This window comes from Herbaspirillum sp. (assembly GCF_035644555.1).
Taxonomy (GTDB): domain Bacteria; phylum Pseudomonadota; class Gammaproteobacteria; order Burkholderiales; family Burkholderiaceae_D; genus Herbaspirillum.
Genome location: NZ_DASQOH010000043.1, coordinates 124379 through 142313, shown reverse-complemented (window position 1 = coordinate 142313; position 17935 = coordinate 124379). Strand labels below are relative to the sequence as shown.

Annotated in this window: 18 protein-coding genes; 9 read left to right on the top strand and 9 right to left on the bottom strand. The window is 63.3% G+C overall.

Annotated features, from left to right (window positions below):
* Positions 1-82 precede the first annotated feature (82 nt).
* From VE092_RS11115 to VE092_RS11095, 5 genes are read right to left on the bottom strand one after another with little or no spacing between them, the layout of a single operon-like run.
* Positions 83-892: a transporter substrate-binding domain-containing protein gene (locus VE092_RS11115; RefSeq protein WP_324876653.1), complete on the bottom strand. Its 810-nt coding sequence runs from the start codon at positions 890-892 to the stop codon at positions 83-85.
* A gap of 49 nt (positions 893-941) precedes the next feature.
* A complete protein-coding gene (locus VE092_RS11110) occupies positions 942-1670 on the bottom strand; it encodes an amino acid ABC transporter ATP-binding protein (RefSeq protein WP_324876651.1) in 729 nt (242 codons plus the stop codon).
* Entirely contained in the window at positions 1654-2301 is a 648-nt protein-coding gene (locus VE092_RS11105) for an amino acid ABC transporter permease (RefSeq protein WP_324876692.1), read from the bottom strand. Before VE092_RS11105 ends, VE092_RS11110 begins: the two co-directional genes overlap by 17 nt.
* A 12-nt stretch (positions 2302-2313) precedes the next feature.
* Positions 2314-2997 carry an amino acid ABC transporter permease gene (locus VE092_RS11100; protein WP_324876649.1) on the bottom strand — a complete coding sequence of 228 codons (684 nt, stop codon included), beginning with the start codon at positions 2995-2997 and terminating at the stop codon, positions 2314-2316.
* Positions 2998-3035: 38 nt separating this feature from the next.
* Positions 3036-4211 (bottom strand): alpha-hydroxy acid oxidase, encoded by a 1176-nt coding sequence (locus tag VE092_RS11095; protein ID WP_324876647.1) that lies wholly within the window; start codon positions 4209-4211, stop codon positions 3036-3038.
* A 186-nt stretch (positions 4212-4397) separates the two neighbouring features.
* Between VE092_RS11095 and VE092_RS11090 the strand changes: the two genes are divergently transcribed.
* From VE092_RS11090 to VE092_RS11050, 9 genes are all read left to right on the top strand, one after another.
* On the top strand, positions 4398-5099 hold the full coding sequence (locus tag VE092_RS11090; protein WP_324876645.1) for a FadR/GntR family transcriptional regulator: 702 nt from the start codon (positions 4398-4400) through the stop codon (positions 5097-5099).
* Between the two features lie 104 nt (positions 5100-5203).
* The gene (locus tag VE092_RS11085) at positions 5204-5578 is read left to right on the top strand and encodes an RNA-binding S4 domain-containing protein (protein WP_324876643.1); all 375 of its coding nucleotides are present in this window, start codon (positions 5204-5206) and stop codon (positions 5576-5578) included.
* 97 nt (positions 5579-5675) lie between these two features.
* Positions 5676-6137: a hypothetical protein gene (locus tag VE092_RS11080; RefSeq protein ID WP_324876641.1), complete on the top strand. Its 462-nt coding sequence runs from the start codon at positions 5676-5678 to the stop codon at positions 6135-6137.
* A 216-nt stretch (positions 6138-6353) separates the two neighbouring features.
* A complete protein-coding gene (locus VE092_RS11075; RefSeq protein ID WP_324876639.1) occupies positions 6354-7055 on the top strand; it encodes a TetR/AcrR family transcriptional regulator in 702 nt (233 codons plus the stop codon).
* Between the two features lie 18 nt (positions 7056-7073).
* On the top strand, positions 7074-8864 hold the full coding sequence (locus VE092_RS11070) for an acyl-CoA dehydrogenase C-terminal domain-containing protein (protein WP_234295223.1): 1791 nt from the start codon (positions 7074-7076) through the stop codon (positions 8862-8864).
* 214 nt (positions 8865-9078) lie between these two features.
* Positions 9079-11466, top strand: a complete 2388-nt coding sequence (locus VE092_RS11065) for a 3-hydroxyacyl-CoA dehydrogenase/enoyl-CoA hydratase family protein (RefSeq protein ID WP_324876636.1) — start codon at positions 9079-9081, stop codon at positions 11464-11466.
* 50 nt (positions 11467-11516) lie between these two features.
* Complete coding sequence (locus VE092_RS11060) at positions 11517-11882, top strand: endonuclease domain-containing protein (RefSeq protein ID WP_324876634.1); 366 nt, start codon at positions 11517-11519, stop codon at positions 11880-11882.
* Positions 11883-11912: 30 nt separating this feature from the next.
* Positions 11913-13109, top strand: a complete 1197-nt coding sequence (locus VE092_RS11055; RefSeq protein WP_324876632.1) for an acetyl-CoA C-acyltransferase — start codon at positions 11913-11915, stop codon at positions 13107-13109.
* Positions 13110-13229: 120 nt separating this feature from the next.
* Positions 13230-13994: an enoyl-CoA hydratase gene (locus VE092_RS11050; RefSeq protein ID WP_324876630.1), complete on the top strand. Its 765-nt coding sequence runs from the start codon at positions 13230-13232 to the stop codon at positions 13992-13994.
* Between the two features lie 27 nt (positions 13995-14021).
* Here VE092_RS11050 and VE092_RS11045 read toward each other — a convergent pair whose 3' ends face one another.
* The 4 genes from VE092_RS11045 to VE092_RS11030 are packed head-to-tail and all read right to left on the bottom strand — an operon-like array spanning position 14022 to position 17664.
* Positions 14022-14525: an Lrp/AsnC family transcriptional regulator gene (locus VE092_RS11045; RefSeq protein ID WP_324876628.1), complete on the bottom strand. Its 504-nt coding sequence runs from the start codon at positions 14523-14525 to the stop codon at positions 14022-14024.
* Positions 14526-14532: 7 nt separating this feature from the next.
* The gene (locus VE092_RS11040) at positions 14533-15885 is read right to left on the bottom strand and encodes an aspartate aminotransferase family protein (RefSeq protein WP_324876626.1); all 1353 of its coding nucleotides are present in this window, start codon (positions 15883-15885) and stop codon (positions 14533-14535) included.
* A complete protein-coding gene (locus tag VE092_RS11035) occupies positions 15882-16949 on the bottom strand; it encodes a phosphotransferase (RefSeq protein WP_324876624.1) in 1068 nt (355 codons plus the stop codon). Before VE092_RS11035 ends, VE092_RS11040 begins: the two co-directional genes overlap by 4 nt.
* Positions 16950-16998: 49 nt before the next feature.
* The gene (locus VE092_RS11030; RefSeq protein WP_324876622.1) at positions 16999-17664 is read right to left on the bottom strand and encodes a haloacid dehalogenase type II; all 666 of its coding nucleotides are present in this window, start codon (positions 17662-17664) and stop codon (positions 16999-17001) included.
* Between the last annotated feature and the right edge of the window lie 271 nt (positions 17665-17935).

The following is a 17935-nucleotide window of genomic DNA, read 5'->3' as shown; positions in this document are numbered from 1 at the left end:
GTTGTCTGCTCTGTTTCAATGAAGAAACGCCGGCTTGCGAGCCGGCGTTTTTTTATTCACGCTGTTCGGGCGGGGCTGCGGCCTAGCTGCCTGCGTTGAGGATTTCCGGCGGCAGCTCGGCATGGTGGTACTTGCCATAGATCGCGTTGAGCTGCCCGTTGCGCAGGTTGGCGCGTATCCAGGCGTCGATCTTGTCCTTGAGCCGGGTCTCGCCCTTGCGCAGACCCACGGCGAGCATGTTGGCCTTGAGCGTGAACTTGCTTTCGACGTCGCGCGCCGGATTCTTTTCGTTGACCACCCTGAGCAGCATCGGCGAAGTCACCCAGATATCGGCCTGACCACTGACCATGGCGGTCATGGAGGTGGCGTCGTCGTCGAAGCGGGTGATGGTGGCCGACGGTGGCGCCACCTTGGTCAGCTCCTGGTCATTGGTGGTGCCGCGCGTGGCGATGACCTTCTTGCCGGCCAGGTCGGCGGGGCTGCCGATCTTCATGCCTCTCGGTGCGCCGACCACCACCAGGATGGGCGCATAGGGTATCGAGAAGTCGATGACCTTGGCGCGCTCGGGCGTGATGGAGAAGGCCGAGATGACCACGTCGGCCTTGTTGGTCTGCAGGTAGGGCACACGGTTGGTCAGCGTGGTGGGCACCACTTCCAGTTCCAGGCCGAAGTCGCGGGCCATGAGCTGGGCGGTCTCCACGTCCGAGCCGATCAGCTTGAGCTTGTCATCCTTCATGCTGTAGGGCGGCACTGCCAGGTCGATGGCCACGCGCAATTTCCGGGCGGCCAGGATGGTGTCGAGCTGGTCAGCGTGCGCGGTGCTGCCGGCCAGCAGCAACAGGCTCAACAGAGCCGTGCGCAGGCGACGGCCAGGGGATGGGGGGAAATGCATGTCTCGCTCCTTGTCATTGAGATGGAATGCAGCGGGTCGGGGAAAGGGATCACAGTCCGGTGCCGACGAACTGACGCAGCTCGGGCGTGGTGGGCGCATCCAGGATGCCGGGGCCGCCTTGCTCCCAGACCTGGCCCTGGTGCATGAAGATGACCTGGTCCGCCACACGCCGGGCGAAACCCATCTCGTGCGTCACCAGGATCATGGTCATGCCTTCGGCGGCCATCTGCTCCATCACCTTGAGCACTTCGCCGGTCAGCTCAGGATCGAGCGCTGACGTCACTTCGTCGAACAGCATCAGTTGCGGTTGCATCGCCAGTGAGCGTGCAATGGCCACGCGCTGCTGCTGGCCACCCGACAATTGCTCGGGATAGGCCTGGGCCTTGTCCGAGAGTCCTACGCGGGCCAGCACATCCTGCGCCAGGGTGTTGGCCTCTGCGGCCGGCATGCGCTTGACCGCGGTGGGGCCGAGGGCGATGTTCTGCAGCACCGTCAGGTGCGGGAACAGGTTGTAGCTCTGGAAGACGATGCCCACATCGCGGCGCAGTGCGCGCAGATCGAGGCCGTCGCCATGCACCGCGTGACCGCATACGCTGATCTGCCCTTCATCGATCTGCTCCAGCCGGTTGATGCAGCGCAGGGCCGTACTCTTGCCGGAACCGCTCTTGCCGATGATGGCCACGACCTCGCCACGGCCGACCGCAAAGGAGACGCCGCGCAGGACGTGATTGTTGCCGAAACGCTTGTGGACCGATTGCAGTTCAACCACGGTGGACATGGAGTTTCCTTTCGAGCACGCGGCTCCAGCGTGAGAGGGGATAGCACATGGCGAAGTACAGCAGCGCGGCGCCGCCGAAATAGAGGAAGGGCTGGAAGGTGGAGTTGTTGAGCACCTTGGCGTTGTAGGAGAGTTCGGCAAAGCCGATCACCAGTGACGCCACGGAGGTGTTCTTGATCACCTGCACCGCAAAGCCGACCGTGGGCGGCGTGGCCATGCGCAGCGCCTGCGGCAATACGATCATGCGCATGCGCTGCCAGCGGGTGAGGCCGATGCATTCGGCTGCTTCCCATTGGCTCTTGTGGACGGCCTGGATGCAACCGCGCCAGATTTCGCCGAGGAAGGCGCTGGCATAGATCACCATGGCGCCAGTGGCCGCCGGCAAGGCCTCCACCGTGCCGACACCGAGCAGCGCCGGACCGTAGAAGCACACGCCCATGAGCACCAGCAGGGGCGTACCCTGGATCATCTGGATCCAGCCGGACGCCAGGCGACGCACCATGCGGCGGGGCGAAATGCGTGCCAGGGCCAGGGTCAGTCCCAGCATTGCGCCCAGGATGAGTGTCAGCGTCGATAGCTGCAGCGTGCCGCAGGCGCCTTGCAGCAGGGAGAGCAACTGTTCATGCGACATCGTCATGTTCCTTCAGAGTGGCGTGCCCAGCTTGCGCCGGCGCGTGAAGACCGCTTGTCCCAGCAGCCAGAAGCCGGCGCGCATCAGCCACGACAGCGCCAGGTACAGCAGCCACAGGACCAGGAAGACCTCGAAGTTGCGGAAGGTGTCGGACTGCACCCGGTTGGCCACGCCCAGCAATTCCTCCGCGCCCACCGAGGACAGGATGCTGGAGGCCAGCATCATCAGCACGAACTGGCTGGTCAGCGCTGGCCATACCCGCTCCACCGCCGGTTGCAGCACGACATGCCAGAGCACCTGGCGCGACGACAATCCCAGGCAATGCGCGGCCTCTATCTGCCCATGGTGGATGGATTCCAGGCCGGCCCGCACGATCTCGCAGGTGTAGGCGCCGATATTGATCACCAGCGCCAGCACCGCTCCCGTCATGATCGGCACGGTCGCGCCCACCGAGGACAGGCCGAAGATCAGGAAATAGCACTGGGTCAGCAGGGGGGTGTTGCGGATGACCTCGATGTAACCGCCGATGAGTGCGCGCAGCCAGCGATGCCGGCTGCCGCTGGCCACGGCGCAGGCTGCGCCCAGCACGAAGCCCAGCAGTGTGGCCAGGAACGACAGTTGCACCGTGGTCCAGGCGCCCTGCAGCAGCAAGGGCCAGTGCGCGACGACGCTGGTGAAATCGAATTCGTAATGCATCTCTGCTCCTCATTCTGGTGGCGGGATGGCGGCGGGGCCTACATCCGGCGCAGATAGCTGGGGTCGAGCTGGTTGATGTCCGGGCAGGCCAGCAGGGCCAGTACGCGATCGACCTCGCTGCGCAGGATTTCCAGTGCGCGCGCGGCACCGGCCTGTCCGCCTGCGGCCAGCCCGTAGGTGGTGGCACGCCCCAGCAGTACCGCATCGGCGCCCAGCGCAATGGCCTTGACGATGTCCGCACCGCGCCGGAATCCCCCATCCAGCATCACCGCCAGCTGGCCCCCGACCGCTGCGACGACCTCCGGCAACACATCCATGGTGGAAAGCGCGCCGTCGAGCTGGCGGCCGCCATGGTTGGAGAGAACGATGCCATCCACGCCCAGCGCCACGGCGCGTTGCGCGTCCTGCACCTGCATGATGCCCTTGAGCACCAGCTTGCCCGGCCAGATCCCGCGCAACCATTCGACATCGCGCCAGTCCAGCGCAGGAGAGAGCGATTGGCCGAGAATGGAGGCGGCCGCGCCGCGCACGCTGGTCTGGTCCGGCGGCAACAGGTCACCCAGGTTGGCGAAGCGGGGGAAGCCATGCGGATAGAGGATGTCGAGGAGCCAGCGCGGATGGCGCAGCACGTCGAGCTTGTTGCGCCAGTCCAGCTGGCGCGGACTGCGGAAGTTGCGCACGTCCCATTCGCGCTTGCCATAGACCGCACTGTCGGTGGTCAGCACCAGCGTGTGGATGCCGGCCGCCTGCGCGCGCCGCGCCACGCTGGCCACGAAGTCGCGGTCGCGATAGAGATAGACCTGCTGCCACACCATGGCCCCGGAGCGCCGTACCACCTCCTCCAGCGAAGTGGTGGAGACATTGGTCAACACGAAAGGCAACCCGGCGGCGGCGGCCGCGCGGCCCATGGCGACATCGCCTTCACGCGCCAGCAGGCCGCTGAAGCCGGTCGGGCCGATCAGGAAGGGAGACGCGATCTCCTGCCCGAACAGCTGGCGCGCCTGTCGGCGTACCGACACATCGACCAGCGTGCGTGGCAGGAATCCGATGCGCGAAAACACTTCACGGTTGTGACGCAGGCTGATTTCTTCCTCGGCCCCGCCCTCCACGTATTCGAAGCAGAAATTGGGCACGCGCTTGCGCGCCATGGCACGCAGCTCCTCGATGCTCTGGGCGCGCTGCAGGTCCGGCCCGGTGTAGAGACGACGTCTCAATGTTCGCTCCTTTGAATGGAATGTGAAGCAGGCTGCGCATGAATTGGTCAAGCCAGGTCTGCAAATCGATGCGAGATATTAATTTGGTAAAGCCACTTTGCCTATTTGCCCTTTGAGGCAATTTTCTGGTCAGGGCGGGCCTGTCATAAAGGCTGGCCGTGCTGCATTCACCTTCCCTCTCCCGTCATGCCTCGTCCGAAATCAACCGCTTCCCGCCGCCTGTATCTGCAGATCGCCGACCGTCTGCGCACCGTGATGTACCAGTCGGATTTCACCAGCCAGGGACGGTTGCCGCCGGAACGTGCGCTGGCCGAACGACTGGGCGTATCGCGTCCCTCGATTCGCGAGGCCCTGGTGGCGCTGGAGTTGGAAGGACGGGTGGAAATCCGCATGGGTTCGGGTGTCTACCTGACGCAGATGCAGGAGGCGCCAGGGCAGTCGTTACCGTCAGAGATGGGTAACAGCCTCAGCGATATCATGGGCGCGCGTGCCATCTTCGAAGGGGTGATTGCCGCGCTGGTCGCGCCCTTGGCCAAGCCACGCGACATCAAGGCCCTGCGCACCATCTACCAGAGCATGGAGCAGGCATGCCAGTCCGGCCAGATACCGGCCGGCTCGGACCGCGCCTTTCACATCCGTATCGCGCAGATGACCGGCAACGAGGTGTTGGTCCAGACCGTGGCCCGGCTCTACGATGAGCGTCGTGATCCCATCGCGGCCGCGCTGCTGGAGCATTACGAACCGGAAGACAGCTGGTTCACCGCACTGTATGAGCATCGCGAAATCCTCGACGCCATCGAAGCACGCGATGCCATCCAGGCACAGGCGGCGATGCAGCGCCATCTCAAGCTCTCGCTCAAGCGCACCATGTCGCGACGTGATGGCTAGCAGGGGGGCATCGTGACGGAGCAGACAGTATGGCGGCGAACTCCTGCACGTCATTCGCAAAAAGTACCGATAATCACAGGAACGCAACCTTCCCTTATTCCCCTATGGACAGCACCCGCATCGACAAATGGTGTTGGGCCGCGCGCTTCTTCAAGACGCGCTCGCTCGCGACCGAAGCCGTGGACCGCGGCCGCATCAGGCTCAACGGCGAGCGCACCAAGCCGGCCCATAGCGTCAAGCCTGGCGACCGCCTGGATATCGACAACGGCGCCACCGAATGGGAAGTGCTGGTCATCGGCATTGCCGACAAGCGCGGTTCGGCGGCGGTCGCGGCCACGCTCTACCAGGAGACCGAGGAGAGCGTCCAGCGTCGCGCCACCCAGGCCGAACGCCATCGCCTGTTCCGTGAACCCTCGGCTGAAATCAAGGGCCGTCCCACCAAGCGCGACCGTCGGCTGCTGGATCGTTCCTCGTCCTGACCCGGCGGGGCGGCCGCCACTGCGCCACAAGCTCGTTGTAAGATAAGGGCCGCTGTCGATGGCCTGTCTTTTCTCCAACGTAGGTGTGAAGGTGCAGATGTCCCAGGTAGTCCCCTCCGAATCCGCCCAGGCGATGCCGGTGGCGCGGCCACTCCGCAAGGAATGCCCGCCCGGCGCCTGTGATTGCCAGCGCGAAGCGCTGCTGGAGTGCCTGCATGCGCCCGAAGCGCGCGTGCTGTGGCTGACCCGCGAGGAAGAAAAACGCCTGATCGAACGCATCACCCGCGTGACGACCTATGATGAACTGCTGCACGTGGGCAGTCTCATGCGCAAGAATCTCGGCATCCATCTGCATATCAGTCCCGGTCCCAACGAAGTGCGCACCGTGCGCGGCCTGCAGATCCAGCTGGCCGAACAGCCGGGCCTGTGCCGCAAGACCCGCGATACCATCCCGGCGGCCATCCGCAAGTGCCTGGAAAACAACCCCACCATCGTCTATGCCCTGCTGGACGCCCACGACCTGCTGGGTGCCACCAGCGCCCCGCCCGGGGCCTCCTGAGGGCTTGCCGGGCAGCAAAATCGCCCTTGCAGGCCGCGCTGAATTTTTGTTTGACTTTTGCAGCGCGATGAATAATAGTACGATCGTTCGAATAAATTCTGCGTGAAGGTTTATTCACGTCGCGCAGCCAGGGTACAAGACAGCGGCCGCCGAGCCGCACCCGTCGAACCGGTTCCTTCCCGTCGCGACCTGACGACGGATATCAAAGAGATAACGATGACTGAGACAAGCAAGGTGACCACCGCGCCCACCCGGCCCAAGTATCTGCGCAAGGGTGAGCAGACCCGTGCCGCCATTCTGGATGTGGCGCTGGAACTGGCCAGCCGTGACGGCCTGGAAGGGCTGACCATCGGCTTGCTGGCCGAAAAGATGAAGATGAGCAAGTCCGGCGTCTTCGCCCATTTCGGCTCCCGCGAGGACTTGCAGATCGAGGTCGTGCGGCTGTATCACAACCGCTTCGAGCAGGATGTGTTCTATCCCTCCATCAAGGAACCACGCGGCCTGCCGCGCCTGGAAGGGATGTTCGCGCGCTGGATCAAGCAGGTCACGGTGGAAATCGCGCTGGGTTGCATCTACATCAGCGGCGCGGTCGAATACGACGACCGTCCCGGTGCCATCCGCGATCACCTGGTGGCCATGGTCCAGGCCTGGCGCGATGCGCTGGAGCGCTGCATCAAGCAGGCCATGGAAGCCGGCCACCTGCGGCCCGACATCGAGGTCAGCCAGATGGTCTATGAAATGTATGGCCTGATCCTGGCGCTGCACCACGATGCGCGTTTCCTGCACATCCCCGGCAGCGTGGAGCGTGCCGAGGCCAGCTTCCGCCGCCTGATCGACAGCTACCGTCCGCAAGGCAGCGACAGTGCCAGCAGCGCCCCCGCCAAGAATTCAAAATCGGCTGCCAGGAAGGCAGCCTAAACCCGTCCGGAGACATTCATGCCCCAATACAACGCCCCCTTGCGCGACATGCAATTCGTGCTGCACGAGCTGCTCAATGTCGAGGAAGTGTTCAAAGAACTGCCACCGCATGCCGACACCAACCGCGAGCTGGTGGACCAGGTACTGGAAGAGGGCGGCAAGTTCGCTTCGCAGGTATTGTTCCCGCTGAACCATTCGGGCGACCGCGAGGGTTGCCATTTCGATCGCGAGACCAAGGCCGTCACCACGCCCAAGGGTTTCAAGCAGGCCTACCAGCAGTACGTGGAAGCCGGCTGGGCGGCGTTGTCCTGTGATCCCGAATTCGGTGGCCAGGGCTTGCCGTTGACGATCAACAATTCCTTCTACGAGATGCTGAACTCGTCCAACCAGGCCTGGACCATGTACCCCGGCCTGTCGCACGGTGCCTACGAGTGCCTGCACGCGCACGGTTCGGAAGAACAGAAGCAGCTCTACCTGCCCAAGCTGGTCTCGGGCGAGTGGACCGGCACCATGTGCCTGACCGAAGCGCATTGCGGTACCGACCTGGGCCTGCTGCGCAGCAAGGCAGAGCCGCAGGCCGACGGCGCCTACAAGATCACCGGCAACAAGATCTTCATCTCGGCTGGCGAAAACGACGTCTCCGCCAACATCATCCACCTGGTGCTGGCACGCCTGCCGGATGCACCGGAAGGCTCCAAGGGCATTTCCCTGTTCCTGGTACCGAAGTTCCTGCCCAACGCCGATGGCTCGCTGGGCGCGCGTAATCCCATCTTCTGCGGTGCCATCGAAGAAAAGATGGGCATCCACGGCAACGCCACCTGCCAGATGAACCTGGACGGCGCCACCGGCTGGCTGATCGGCCAGCCGCACAAGGGTCTGCAGGCCATGTTCGTGTTCATGAACGCGGCCCGCCTCGGTGTGGGCATGCAGGGCCTGGGCCTGACCGAAGTGGCCTACCAGAACGCCCTGGTCTATGCCAAGGACCGCCTGCAGATGCGCAGCCTGTCCGGCATCAAGGCCGCCGATAAGCCGGCCGACCCGATCATCGTGCACCCCGACGTGCGCCGCATGCTGCTGACCGCCAAGGCCTTCGCCGAGGGTGGCCGCGCCTTCACCTCCTATGTCGCTCTGGAACTGGACAAGGAACTGAGCCACCCCGACGAACAGGTGCGCAAGGATGCCGGTGATATCGTGGCCCTGCTGACGCCGGTGGTGAAGGCCTTCCTGACCGACAACGCCTGGACGGCCACCTCCGAGTGCCTGCAGGTCTATGGCGGCCATGGCTACATCGCCGAGTGGGGCATGGAGCAATACGTGCGCGATGCCCGTATCAACATGATCTACGAAGGCACCAACACCATCCAGTCGCTGGACCTGCTGGGCCGCAAGATCCTGATGGACAACGGCGCCAAGCTGAAGAAGTTCGGCGCGCAGATCCAGGCCTTCGTGGAAGAGCATGGCACCGATGAGTCCATGTCCGAATTCATCACCCCGCTGGCCGACATCGGCGACAAGGTGAGCAAGCTGACCATGGAAATCGGCATGAAGTCCTTCGCCAACCAGGACGAAGCCGGTGCCGCTGCCGTGCCCTACCTGCGCGTGGTGGGCCACCTGGTGTTCTCCTACCTGTTTGCGCGCATGGCCAAGATCGCGCTGGAAAAGCAGGGCAGCGGCGACGCCTTCTACACCGCCAAGCTGGCCACGGCGCGCTTCTACTTCGCCCGCCTGCTGCCGGAGACCGCCATGCTGATCCGCCAGGCCCGCTCTGGCGCGGCCAACCTGATGGCCCTGGACGCCGAGTTGTTCTGACCGCAACACCACGCCGCCGCCGGGTCTGTTGTCCCGCGGCGGCGTTGATCTACCGCAATGTGGCCCGGCATGGCGTCATGTCGGTGTCACCCCTGCAAGGCATGCTGTGACCTTCTGCCGGAAGGCGTACAGTAGTCGCTCGCACCGGCGGTGCGGCAGCCTGCCAGGCCCGAATTCATGTTTCATGTTTGCAGCACCAGCAAAGGAGATTTGCGTGTCCAATTTCATCGTCAAAAAAGTGGCCGTGCTCGGCGCCGGCGTCATGGGTGCCCAGATTGCCGCCCACTGCATCAATGCCCGCGTGCCGGTCGTGCTGTTCGACCTGCCGGCCAAGGAAGGCCCGAAGAACGGCATCGTGCAACGCGCCATCGAAAACCTGAAGAAACTCAGCCCGGCCCCGCTGGGCAACAAGGACGACGCGGCCCTGATCCAGGTCGCCAACTACGAGGATGACCTGGCCGTGCTGGAAGGCTGCGACCTCATCATCGAAGCCATCGCCGAGCGCATGGACTGGAAGCACGACCTCTACAAGAAGGTCGCTCCGCACATCGGCCCCAAGGCCATCTTTGCCTCCAACACCTCGGGCCTGTCCATCAATGCACTGTCTGAAGGTTTTGATGCCGGCCTGAAGGCGCGCTTCTGCGGTGTGCACTTCTTCAATCCGCCGCGCTACATGCACCTGGTCGAACTGATCCCGACCCAGTCTACCGAACCGCACATCCTCGATCAGCTGGAAGCCTTCCTCACCACCACCCTGGGCAAGGGCGTGGTGCGCGCTTTCGATACCCCCAACTTCGTGGCCAACCGCGTGGGCGTATTCGGTATCCTCGCCACCATCATCGAAGCCGACAAATACGGTCTCTCGGTGGACGTGGTCGATGACCTGACCGGCGCCAAGCTGGGCCGCGCCAAGTCCGGCACCTTCCGCACCGCCGACGTGGTGGGTCTGGACACCATGGGCCACGTCATCCGTACCATGCAGGACAACCTGAAGGAGGATCCCTTCTTCTCCACCTATGCCACCCCGCCGCTGCTGGCCAAGCTGGTCGAGCAGGGTGCGCTGGGCCAGAAGAGCGGCGCCGGTTACTACAAGAAAGTGGGCAAGGACATCCTGCGCATCGACGCGGCCAAGGGCGATTACGTGCCCGGCGGCGGCAAGGCCGATGACATCATCGCCCGCATCCTCAAGGAAAAGGATCCGGTCAAGCGCATGAAGGCGCTGCATGATTCGACCAATCCTCAGGGCCAGTTCCTGTGGGCCATCTTCCGCGATGCCTTCCATTACATCGCCGTGCACCTGGAATCGGTGGCCGACAACGCCCGCGACCTGGACTTCGCCATGCGCTGGGGCTTCGGCTGGAGCGTCGGTCCCTTCGAGACCTGGCAGGCTGCCGGCTGGAAGCAGATTGCGCAATGGGTGAAGGAAGATATCGATGCCGGCCGCGCGCTGTCCAATGCACCGCTGCCGGACTGGGTCTTCGATGGCCGCGACGGCGTGCACTCGGAGAAGGGCTCCTGGTCGCCCTCGAAGAAGGCCGATGTGGCCCGTTCCGAACTGCCGGTCTACCAGCGCCAGGCCTTCCGCGCCCCGCTGGTGGGCGAAGGCGCCGCCGACGGCAAGAGCGCCGGCACCACCTTCTTCGAAGACGAATCGGTCCGCATCTGGCATCAGAACGACGATGTCCTGATCCTGTCCTTCAAGACCAAGATGCACGTGATCGGCCAGGGTGTCATCGACGGCATGAACAAGGCCGTCACCGAAGCCGAGCAGAACTTCAAGGGCCTGGTGATCTGGCACCCGGATGCAGCCGAAGCGGGCGCCTTCTCGGCCGGCGCCGATTTGCAGTCGATGCTGCCGCTGTTCATGTCCGGTGGTGTCAAGGCCATCGAACCGGTGGTGCAGCAGCTGCAGCAGGCGCACCAGCGCCTGAAGTACGCCAGCGTGCCGGTGATCGCGGCTGTGGCCGGCCTGGCCCTGGGCGGTGGCTGCGAACTGTTGCTGCATACCGCCAAGCGCGTGGTCTCCATCGAGTCCTACATCGGCCTGGTGGAAGTCGGTGTGGGTCTGATCCCGGCCGGTGGCGGCCTGAAGGAAGCGGCGGTGCGTGCCGCCAAGGAAGCCAAGGGCAACGACATCCTGCAGTTCCTGAAGGCATACATGCTGGCCGCAGCCACCGCCAACGTCTCCAAGTCGGCACTGGAAGCCCGCAAGCTGGGTTATCTGCGCGAGGACGACGTGATCGTCTTCAACCCGTATGAATTGCTGCATGTGGCCAAGGTGGAAGCGCGCGCGCTGTTCGACGCCGGCTATCGTCCGCAACTGCCGCCGCAGGTGCCGGTGATCGGCCGCAACGGCCTGGCCACCATCATGGCGCAGCTGGTCAACATGCGTGACGGCGGCTTCATCTCTGCCCACGACTTCAAGCTGGGCAAGATGATCGCCGAGACCGTGGCCGGTGGCGAAGTGGAAGAGGGCAGCATCGTCAACGAACAATGGCTGCTCGACATCGAGCGCAAGTTCTTCATGGAGTTGCTCAATCACCCCAAGACGCAAGAGCGGATCATGGGCATGATGCAAACCGGCAAGCCAGTCCGTAATTAAAGAACGCTCCCTCCCCTTCAAGGGGAGGGTTGGGGTGGGGATGGGTTGAAATGCAAGGCCAGACCAACGACTTCACGAAACTTGCAGCCAAGCAGTTACGCAAGACCATGACCGAAGCCGAGCAAAGGCTCTGGCATCGTCTACGTGGCCAGCAGCTTGACGTGAAATTTCGCCGTCAGCACCCCTTTGAAAATAACGTACTCGATTTTGTCTGTCTGGAACGGCGCCTGGTGATTGAAGTAGACGGTTCGCAGCATGTCGGCAATCAGGATGACGAGAACCGGACCGCGAAATTGAATCAGGCCGGCTTCACGGTTCTACGCTTTTGGAATAACGAAGTATTGAATGAGACGGATGTGGTCGTTCAGGCAATCTGGAATGCATTGAACCCATCCCCACCCCAGCCCTCCCCTTGAAGGGGAGGGAGAGTCCAAGGAGATTTTGTAATGAGCAAACAACTGCAAGACGCCTACATCGTCGCCGCTACCCGCACCCCCATCGGCAAGGCGCCGCGTGGCATGTTCAAGAACACCCGTCCGGACGACCTGCTGGTACGCGCCATCCAGTCCGCCGTGGCGCAGGTGCCCGGCCTGGACCCCAAGCTGATCGAGGACGCCATTGTCGGCTGCTCCTTCCCCGAAGGTGCGCAAGGCCTGAACATGGCGCGTAACGCCGTGTTGCTGGCCGGCCTGCCCAACACCATTGGCGGCGTCACCATCAATCGCTATTGCGCCTCCGGCATCACCGCCATTGCCATGGCCGCCGACCGCATCCGAGTGGGCGAAGCCGATGTCATGATCGCCGCCGGTGCCGAGTCGATGTCGATGGTGCCGATGATGGGATTCCATCCCTCCATCAACATCAATGCCTTCAAGGATGAAAACGTCGGCATGGCCTATGGCATGGGCCTGACCGCCGAGAAGGTGGCACAGCAGTGGAAGGTCTCGCGCGAAGCGCAGGACGAGTTCTCGCTGGCCTCGCACCAGAAGGCCATCGCCGCCCAGCAGGCCGGCGAATTCGCCGACGAGATGACCTCGGTGGAGATCGTCGAGCGCTTCCCTAACCTGGGTACCGGCGAGATCGACATCAAGACCCGCACCGTCAGCCTGGACGAAGGTCCGCGTGCCGATTCCAACCTGGCCGCGCTGGCCAAGTTGAAGCCGGTCTTCGCCGCCAAGGGCAGCGTCACCGCCGGCAACAGCTCGCAGACTTCCGACGGCGCCGGCGCGCTGATCATCGTCTCCGAGAAGATCCTCAAGCAGTTCAACCTGACCCCGCTGGCGCGCTTCGTCTCTTTCGCCGTGCGTGGCGTGCCGCCGGAGATCATGGGCATCGGTCCCAAGGAAGCGATTCCGGCAGCGTTGAAGGCCGGTGGCCTGACCCAGGATCAGATCGACTGGATCGAGCTGAACGAAGCCTTCGCCGCCCAGGCGCTGGCCGTCATCGGCGACCTCGGCCTGGACCCGAGCAAGGTCAACCCCATGGGCGGTGCGATTGCCCTGGGTCACCCGCTGGGCGCCACCGGCGCCATCCGTGCGGCCACCACCATCCATGCACTGCGCCGCAAGAATCTGAAGTACGGCATGGTGACCATGTGCGTGGGTACCGGCATGGGTGCGGCGGGCATCTTCGAACGCGTCTGATCTGCATGCACAAGCGCTGATGAAAAGCCGCACTGCTCACGCCGTGCGGCTTTTTCATTGGTTTTTTGCTTGAGCTTAAAACAAGCTAAATCATTTATAAAATTCAAGGAGACCGCGCAGATGGATATCCAACTGAGCAAGGCCGATGGCATCCTGAGCATCCATTTCGACCGTGAAGACAAGAAGAACGCCATCACAGCCGCCATGTACCAGCAACTGGCCGATGCCCTGAAGGAAGCCGAGACCGACAGCGCCGTGCGCGCCATCCTCTTCACCGGCAAGCCACAGGCCTTCTCGGCCGGCAATGATCTGGAAGACTTCCTGAAGAACCCGCCCAAGACCCAGGACGCGCCGGTGTTCCAGTTCCTCTGGCAGATCAGTCATGCCAGCAAGCCCATCGTGGCGGCGGTCTCTGGCGTGGCGGTCGGCATCGGCACCACCCTGCTCATGCATTGCGACCTGGTCTATGCGGCGGACAATGCGAAATTCTCGATGCCCTTCACCCAGCTGGGGCTCTGCCCGGAGGCCGCCTCCTCGCTGTTGCTGCCGCATATCGCTGGCTATCAGCGTGCTGCCGAGAAGCTCCTGCTGGGCGAAGCCTTCGGCGCCGACGAGGCCGCGCAGATGGGCTTCGTCAATCGCGTCCTGCCGCTGGAAGAACTGCTGCCCTATGCGCAAAAGCAGGCTGCCAAGCTGGCCGCCTTGCCGGCCGCTTCGATCCGCGTGACCAAGCAATTGATGAAGAAGAACCGCGTCACTGCCACCGAGCAGCAGATGGTGACCGAGATCGAACACTTCGCGCGCATGCTCACCGGGCCGGAAGCCAAGGAAGCCTTCACCGCCTTCTTCGAGAAGCGCAAGCCGGACTTCACGCGCTTTGCCTGAGCCACTGCAGGCGCAGCATCTGCGCCGCTACTTCCAGCTACTCACTCCCGTCGCGATGACCGCCACCGGGTCGCTGCGCTGCCCATAAGGGTGGCGCAGCACGATGCGGCTGGCGAATTTCTCGATGCCGATTTCATCCGCCAACAACCGTTCCATCAGTTCCTGGAATAGCCCCACCGTGGGAGAAACGATCTTGAGCAGGTAATCGTATCCACCGCTGACGTTGTAGCACTCGACGATCTCCGGATACCGGGCCGCGCCCTGTTCGAACTTGCGGAAGTCCGGAGGGCGATGGCTGCCGAGGGTGATCTCGGAAAACACCACCACATGGCTGCCCAGCTTATCCATCGCAATCTGCGCGCTGTAGCTGGCAATGACGCCACTGTCTTCCATGCGCCTGGTGCGGGTCAGGCAAGGGCTGGGGCTGAGGTTGACCGCTTCGGCCAGCTCGACGTTCGAACAGCGCCCCTCGCGCTGCAGGTGTTCGAGTATCCGGATGTCGGTGCGGTCGAGGGGGTCTGTGGGTCGCATGGGTCGATCATATCACCGGGTCCGCTGTAGCTTCGCTCAGCGACTCATCCAGCGCAGCAATGACCAGGCGCGCCTGGTCCGCCGTCAGTACCAGAGGGGGCCGGATCTTGAGGACGTTATGACCCATGGCGCAGGCACTCAGCAGTACGCCCTTCTGCCGCATGCGGTTGACCACTTGGCTGGTCAGGCTGCGATCAGGCGTGCGGGCCTGTCGATCGGACACCAGCTCTACCCCGACGAACATGCCCGCCCCGCGTACATCGCCAATGGCAGCATGCCGTGCCGCCAGCCTGCCGATGCCGTCCAGCAGAACCGAGCCGACCGTGCGGGCATGGCCGATCAGACCCTCGCGTTCTATGGTCTTGAGTACCGCCAGCGCTGCTGCGCACGATACCGTATTGCCTCCGAAGGTATTGAAGTAGCGGGACCGCTGACCGAATTCCTGCAAGACCTCGGTCGTGGCCAACAGGCCTGCCACCGGTTGGCCATTGCCCATCGGCTTGCCCATGGTGACGATATCGGGGATCACACCATGGCGCTGGAAGCCCCACATATGCTCACCCGTGCGGCCGAATCCAGGTTGTACTTCATCGGCGATGAAGAGGCCACCGGCGCGCTGGATGGCTTGCACCGCTCCCTTTAGGAAGCCGGTCGGTCCAGGCAGAATGCCATCGCTGGTGAAGAGCGAATCGACGATCAGTGCGGCTGGACGGATGCCGTGGCGCTGCAGGTCGGCAATGGCGGCTTCGACATCGCGCGTGAAGCGCTCCCCCAGGTCCTGTCCCTGGGCATGGTAGAGGCGCGGCGCCGGTACCAGCCTGACATGCGCCCCCAGGTTGACAGTGGTCCCCAGCGAGGGCGAGAACTGTGAGACCGCATCGGTGATGCCATGATAGGCGGTATCGGTGACGATCATTCCGGTACCACCGGAATGCACCTTGGCGATGCGATAGGCCAGGTCGTTGGCTTCGCTGCCGGTGCAGGTCAGCATGAGGTGGGCCAGGGCAGTTTCCGGTACCGTGGCCAGCAGGCGCTCGGCCAGTTCCAGAATGGTTTCGTGCAGGTAGCGGGTATTGGTGGCCAGGGTCTGCACCTGCTGGCAGATGGCCTCGGTCACCGCCGGATGGCAATGTCCCAGGGAGGTCACGTTGTTGTAGACGTCCAGGTAGCGCCGTCCCTGTGGATCGATCAGCCACACTCCGTCGCCGCGCACGATATGCAGCGGATGTTCGTACATCAGACGATAGGCCGGCCCCAGCAATGCGTTGCGGCGATCGATCAGGGCCGCGGTCAGCGGGCCGACATCGGCACGGCCGGGAATGTAGGCGTTGACCATGTTCAGGTCGGTAGTTGTCTTCATGGGGTTCTCCTGGGGCGTATTTCTGAAAGCAGTCGGTCGCGTGCATCCTGGCGCGAGAGGTCGGCCATCATGGCCAGGGCCTCCCAGGCCGCCGGGTTGTGACGCATGATGTAGGCGCGGTTGTGGGGGTAGCGGGCGGCTCGCCACTCCGAAATGAGTGCGGTGATCAGATGCCGGGTGGCCATCAGGTCGGTCACGATCTCCAGCTCGGCGTCGGTCAGCGGCAGGACCGCGTGATAGGCGGCGAGGAACTGCGCCGCTGCCGCGAAGGGATCTTCGCTGCCGGCCATGTGGAAGGCCGCTGCGGTGCCCACCTCACCCACCAGCGGAGCGTGCAGCATGTCGCCAAAGTCGATGATGCCCGTGATGCGTTCCTGTTCCTGCGGTGCCACCAGAACGTTGTAGAGATGGTAGTCGTTGTGGATCACTTGCGCGCGCAGCTGCGGCAACCGCGGCAGCACATCACGTTCGAAGCGGGTCATGAAGCGCTGTGCCAGCCGCTGGCGCGCTGGATCGACCAGGTCCTCCAGCTGCGCGGCCAAGCGGTGTGCGCCCGACACGTTCCATAGGAGATCGTGATGTGCCCCGGGATGGGTGAAGTCGCGCAGGGCCAGGTTCAGTCGTGCCAGGAGACCGCCCATGGCACGCCGTTGCCCGGACGTGCGGGCGGTCTCCTTGATCTGTACGCCGTCCAGGTACGTCAACAGACGCACGATGCAGACGCTACCGTCATCCAGGCACACACGCTCACGGGTGCGTCCGCCCACCGTGCGCACCACGCGCGGAATCGGCAGGGCGGGCGCGACCCGGGCGACATGCTCCAGTGCGGCAATCTGAAAGTCGACCACCGAGGGCGCTTCGGCGGGATTACTGACCTTGAGGACATAGCGCATGCCATCGCCACCATCGATGAGGCAATTCTGGTCGCGCTCCCCACCCAGCGCGGTAGCCCCGCCCTCGATGCCGTAGAGTGCGCAGGCCAGGGCCTGCAGATCGGCTGGTGCCAGTGCCGGCGCGGCTGTGCTCAGTGCCGCGGCTTCTGTGTGAGCGTGCTGATGCATCATGGGTATCGTTTCAGGATCGCGCCGCGCAGGGCCGATGGCAGAAGGGTGCTCAAAGACCGACCAGTGCAGCGAGCTGACGGAAGTCGGTGAGGCGGTTCACGCCATAGCCGTCGAAGCCGGGTTCATGCCCGCGGTCGATGAAGGCCTTGGCCATGAAGCCGAGGTCGGAAGCTGTCATCAGGTCGTAACGGAAGCTGGAGGAGCAATGCATCATCTCTTCCGGGCCGCAGCCCAATTGCTCGAACATGTATTCGAAGGTCTGCCCGCGCGGCTTGTAGGCCTGTGCCTCTTCAGCGGTGTAGACGGCATGGAAAGGCGCCTTCAGATGCGCAACGCTATGTGGAATCAGGTCGGTCATCGAGTTCGACAGGATCACCAGCGGGATATGCGGCGCGATCTTTTCCAGTGTTTCCACCACGTGCGGATGTGGCTGCCAGGTCGGAATGGCGTCGTAGAGCGCCTGTGCATCGCTGGGGTGATATGTCACCTCATGCGCATGGCAGGCTCGCTGGATGGCATTGTCCACCACCTCGAAGAAGGGCTTCCAGGTCCCCAGCACCTCGTCCAGACGATAGAAACGGAAGCTCTCCAGGAACGCCGGCATACGCTGCGCACTGACGCGATCGGCAAACAGTGTCCTGGCGGTGGGGCCCATTTCAAAGTTGATGAGCGTACCGTAGCAATCGAAACTGATGAACTTCGGCTTGAAAATCATGTGGCAATCTCCTTCGTGGTCGATGGAGAAAGTATGGCCGTGGGTGTAAGAAAAATATGTTTTATTGGCTGGGGATTGAAGCAGCTTCTACTTTTAATCCGGCGCTTTCCGGCATTTTCCATGGACCGCATTCGCGTCCGCGACGCGCAAGGGCCGTACGCCGTGGCGGGTACCTTTCGGGCATTCCCTTCGGGCACTCCCATCGGGTATTAAGCCGGCTTTAATGAAGAATTAGATCGGCATTAATCAGCCCCGGGTTTTGCGGTCCCAT

Coding starts and splice junctions, on each gene's coding strand:
- VE092_RS11075 (WP_324876639.1), top strand. CDS start 6,354: ATGACTGAGACAAGCAAGGTGACCACCGCGCCCACCCGGCCCAAGTAT.
- VE092_RS11115 (WP_324876653.1), bottom strand. CDS start 892: ATGCATTTCCCCCCATCCCCTGGCCGTCGCCTGCGCACGGCTCTGTTG.
- VE092_RS11070 (WP_234295223.1), top strand. CDS start 7,074: ATGCCCCAATACAACGCCCCCTTGCGCGACATGCAATTCGTGCTGCAC.
- VE092_RS11050 (WP_324876630.1), top strand. CDS start 13,230: ATGGATATCCAACTGAGCAAGGCCGATGGCATCCTGAGCATCCATTTC.
- VE092_RS11085 (WP_324876643.1), top strand. CDS start 5,204: ATGGACAGCACCCGCATCGACAAATGGTGTTGGGCCGCGCGCTTCTTC.
- VE092_RS11090 (WP_324876645.1), top strand. CDS start 4,398: ATGCCTCGTCCGAAATCAACCGCTTCCCGCCGCCTGTATCTGCAGATC.
- VE092_RS11060 (WP_324876634.1), top strand. CDS start 11,517: ATGCAAGGCCAGACCAACGACTTCACGAAACTTGCAGCCAAGCAGTTA.
- VE092_RS11100 (WP_324876649.1), bottom strand. CDS start 2,997: ATGCATTACGAATTCGATTTCACCAGCGTCGTCGCGCACTGGCCCTTG.
- VE092_RS11035 (WP_324876624.1), bottom strand. CDS start 16,949: ATGATGCATCAGCACGCTCACACAGAAGCCGCGGCACTGAGCACAGCC.
- VE092_RS11080 (WP_324876641.1), top strand. CDS start 5,676: ATGTCCCAGGTAGTCCCCTCCGAATCCGCCCAGGCGATGCCGGTGGCG.
- VE092_RS11045 (WP_324876628.1), bottom strand. CDS start 14,525: ATGCGACCCACAGACCCCCTCGACCGCACCGACATCCGGATACTCGAA.
- VE092_RS11055 (WP_324876632.1), top strand. CDS start 11,913: ATGAGCAAACAACTGCAAGACGCCTACATCGTCGCCGCTACCCGCACC.
- VE092_RS11110 (WP_324876651.1), bottom strand. CDS start 1,670: ATGTCCACCGTGGTTGAACTGCAATCGGTCCACAAGCGTTTCGGCAAC.
- VE092_RS11040 (WP_324876626.1), bottom strand. CDS start 15,885: ATGAAGACAACTACCGACCTGAACATGGTCAACGCCTACATTCCCGGC.
- VE092_RS11105 (WP_324876692.1), bottom strand. CDS start 2,301: ATGTCGCATGAACAGTTGCTCTCCCTGCTGCAAGGCGCCTGCGGCACG.
- VE092_RS11030 (WP_324876622.1), bottom strand. CDS start 17,664: ATGATTTTCAAGCCGAAGTTCATCAGTTTCGATTGCTACGGTACGCTC.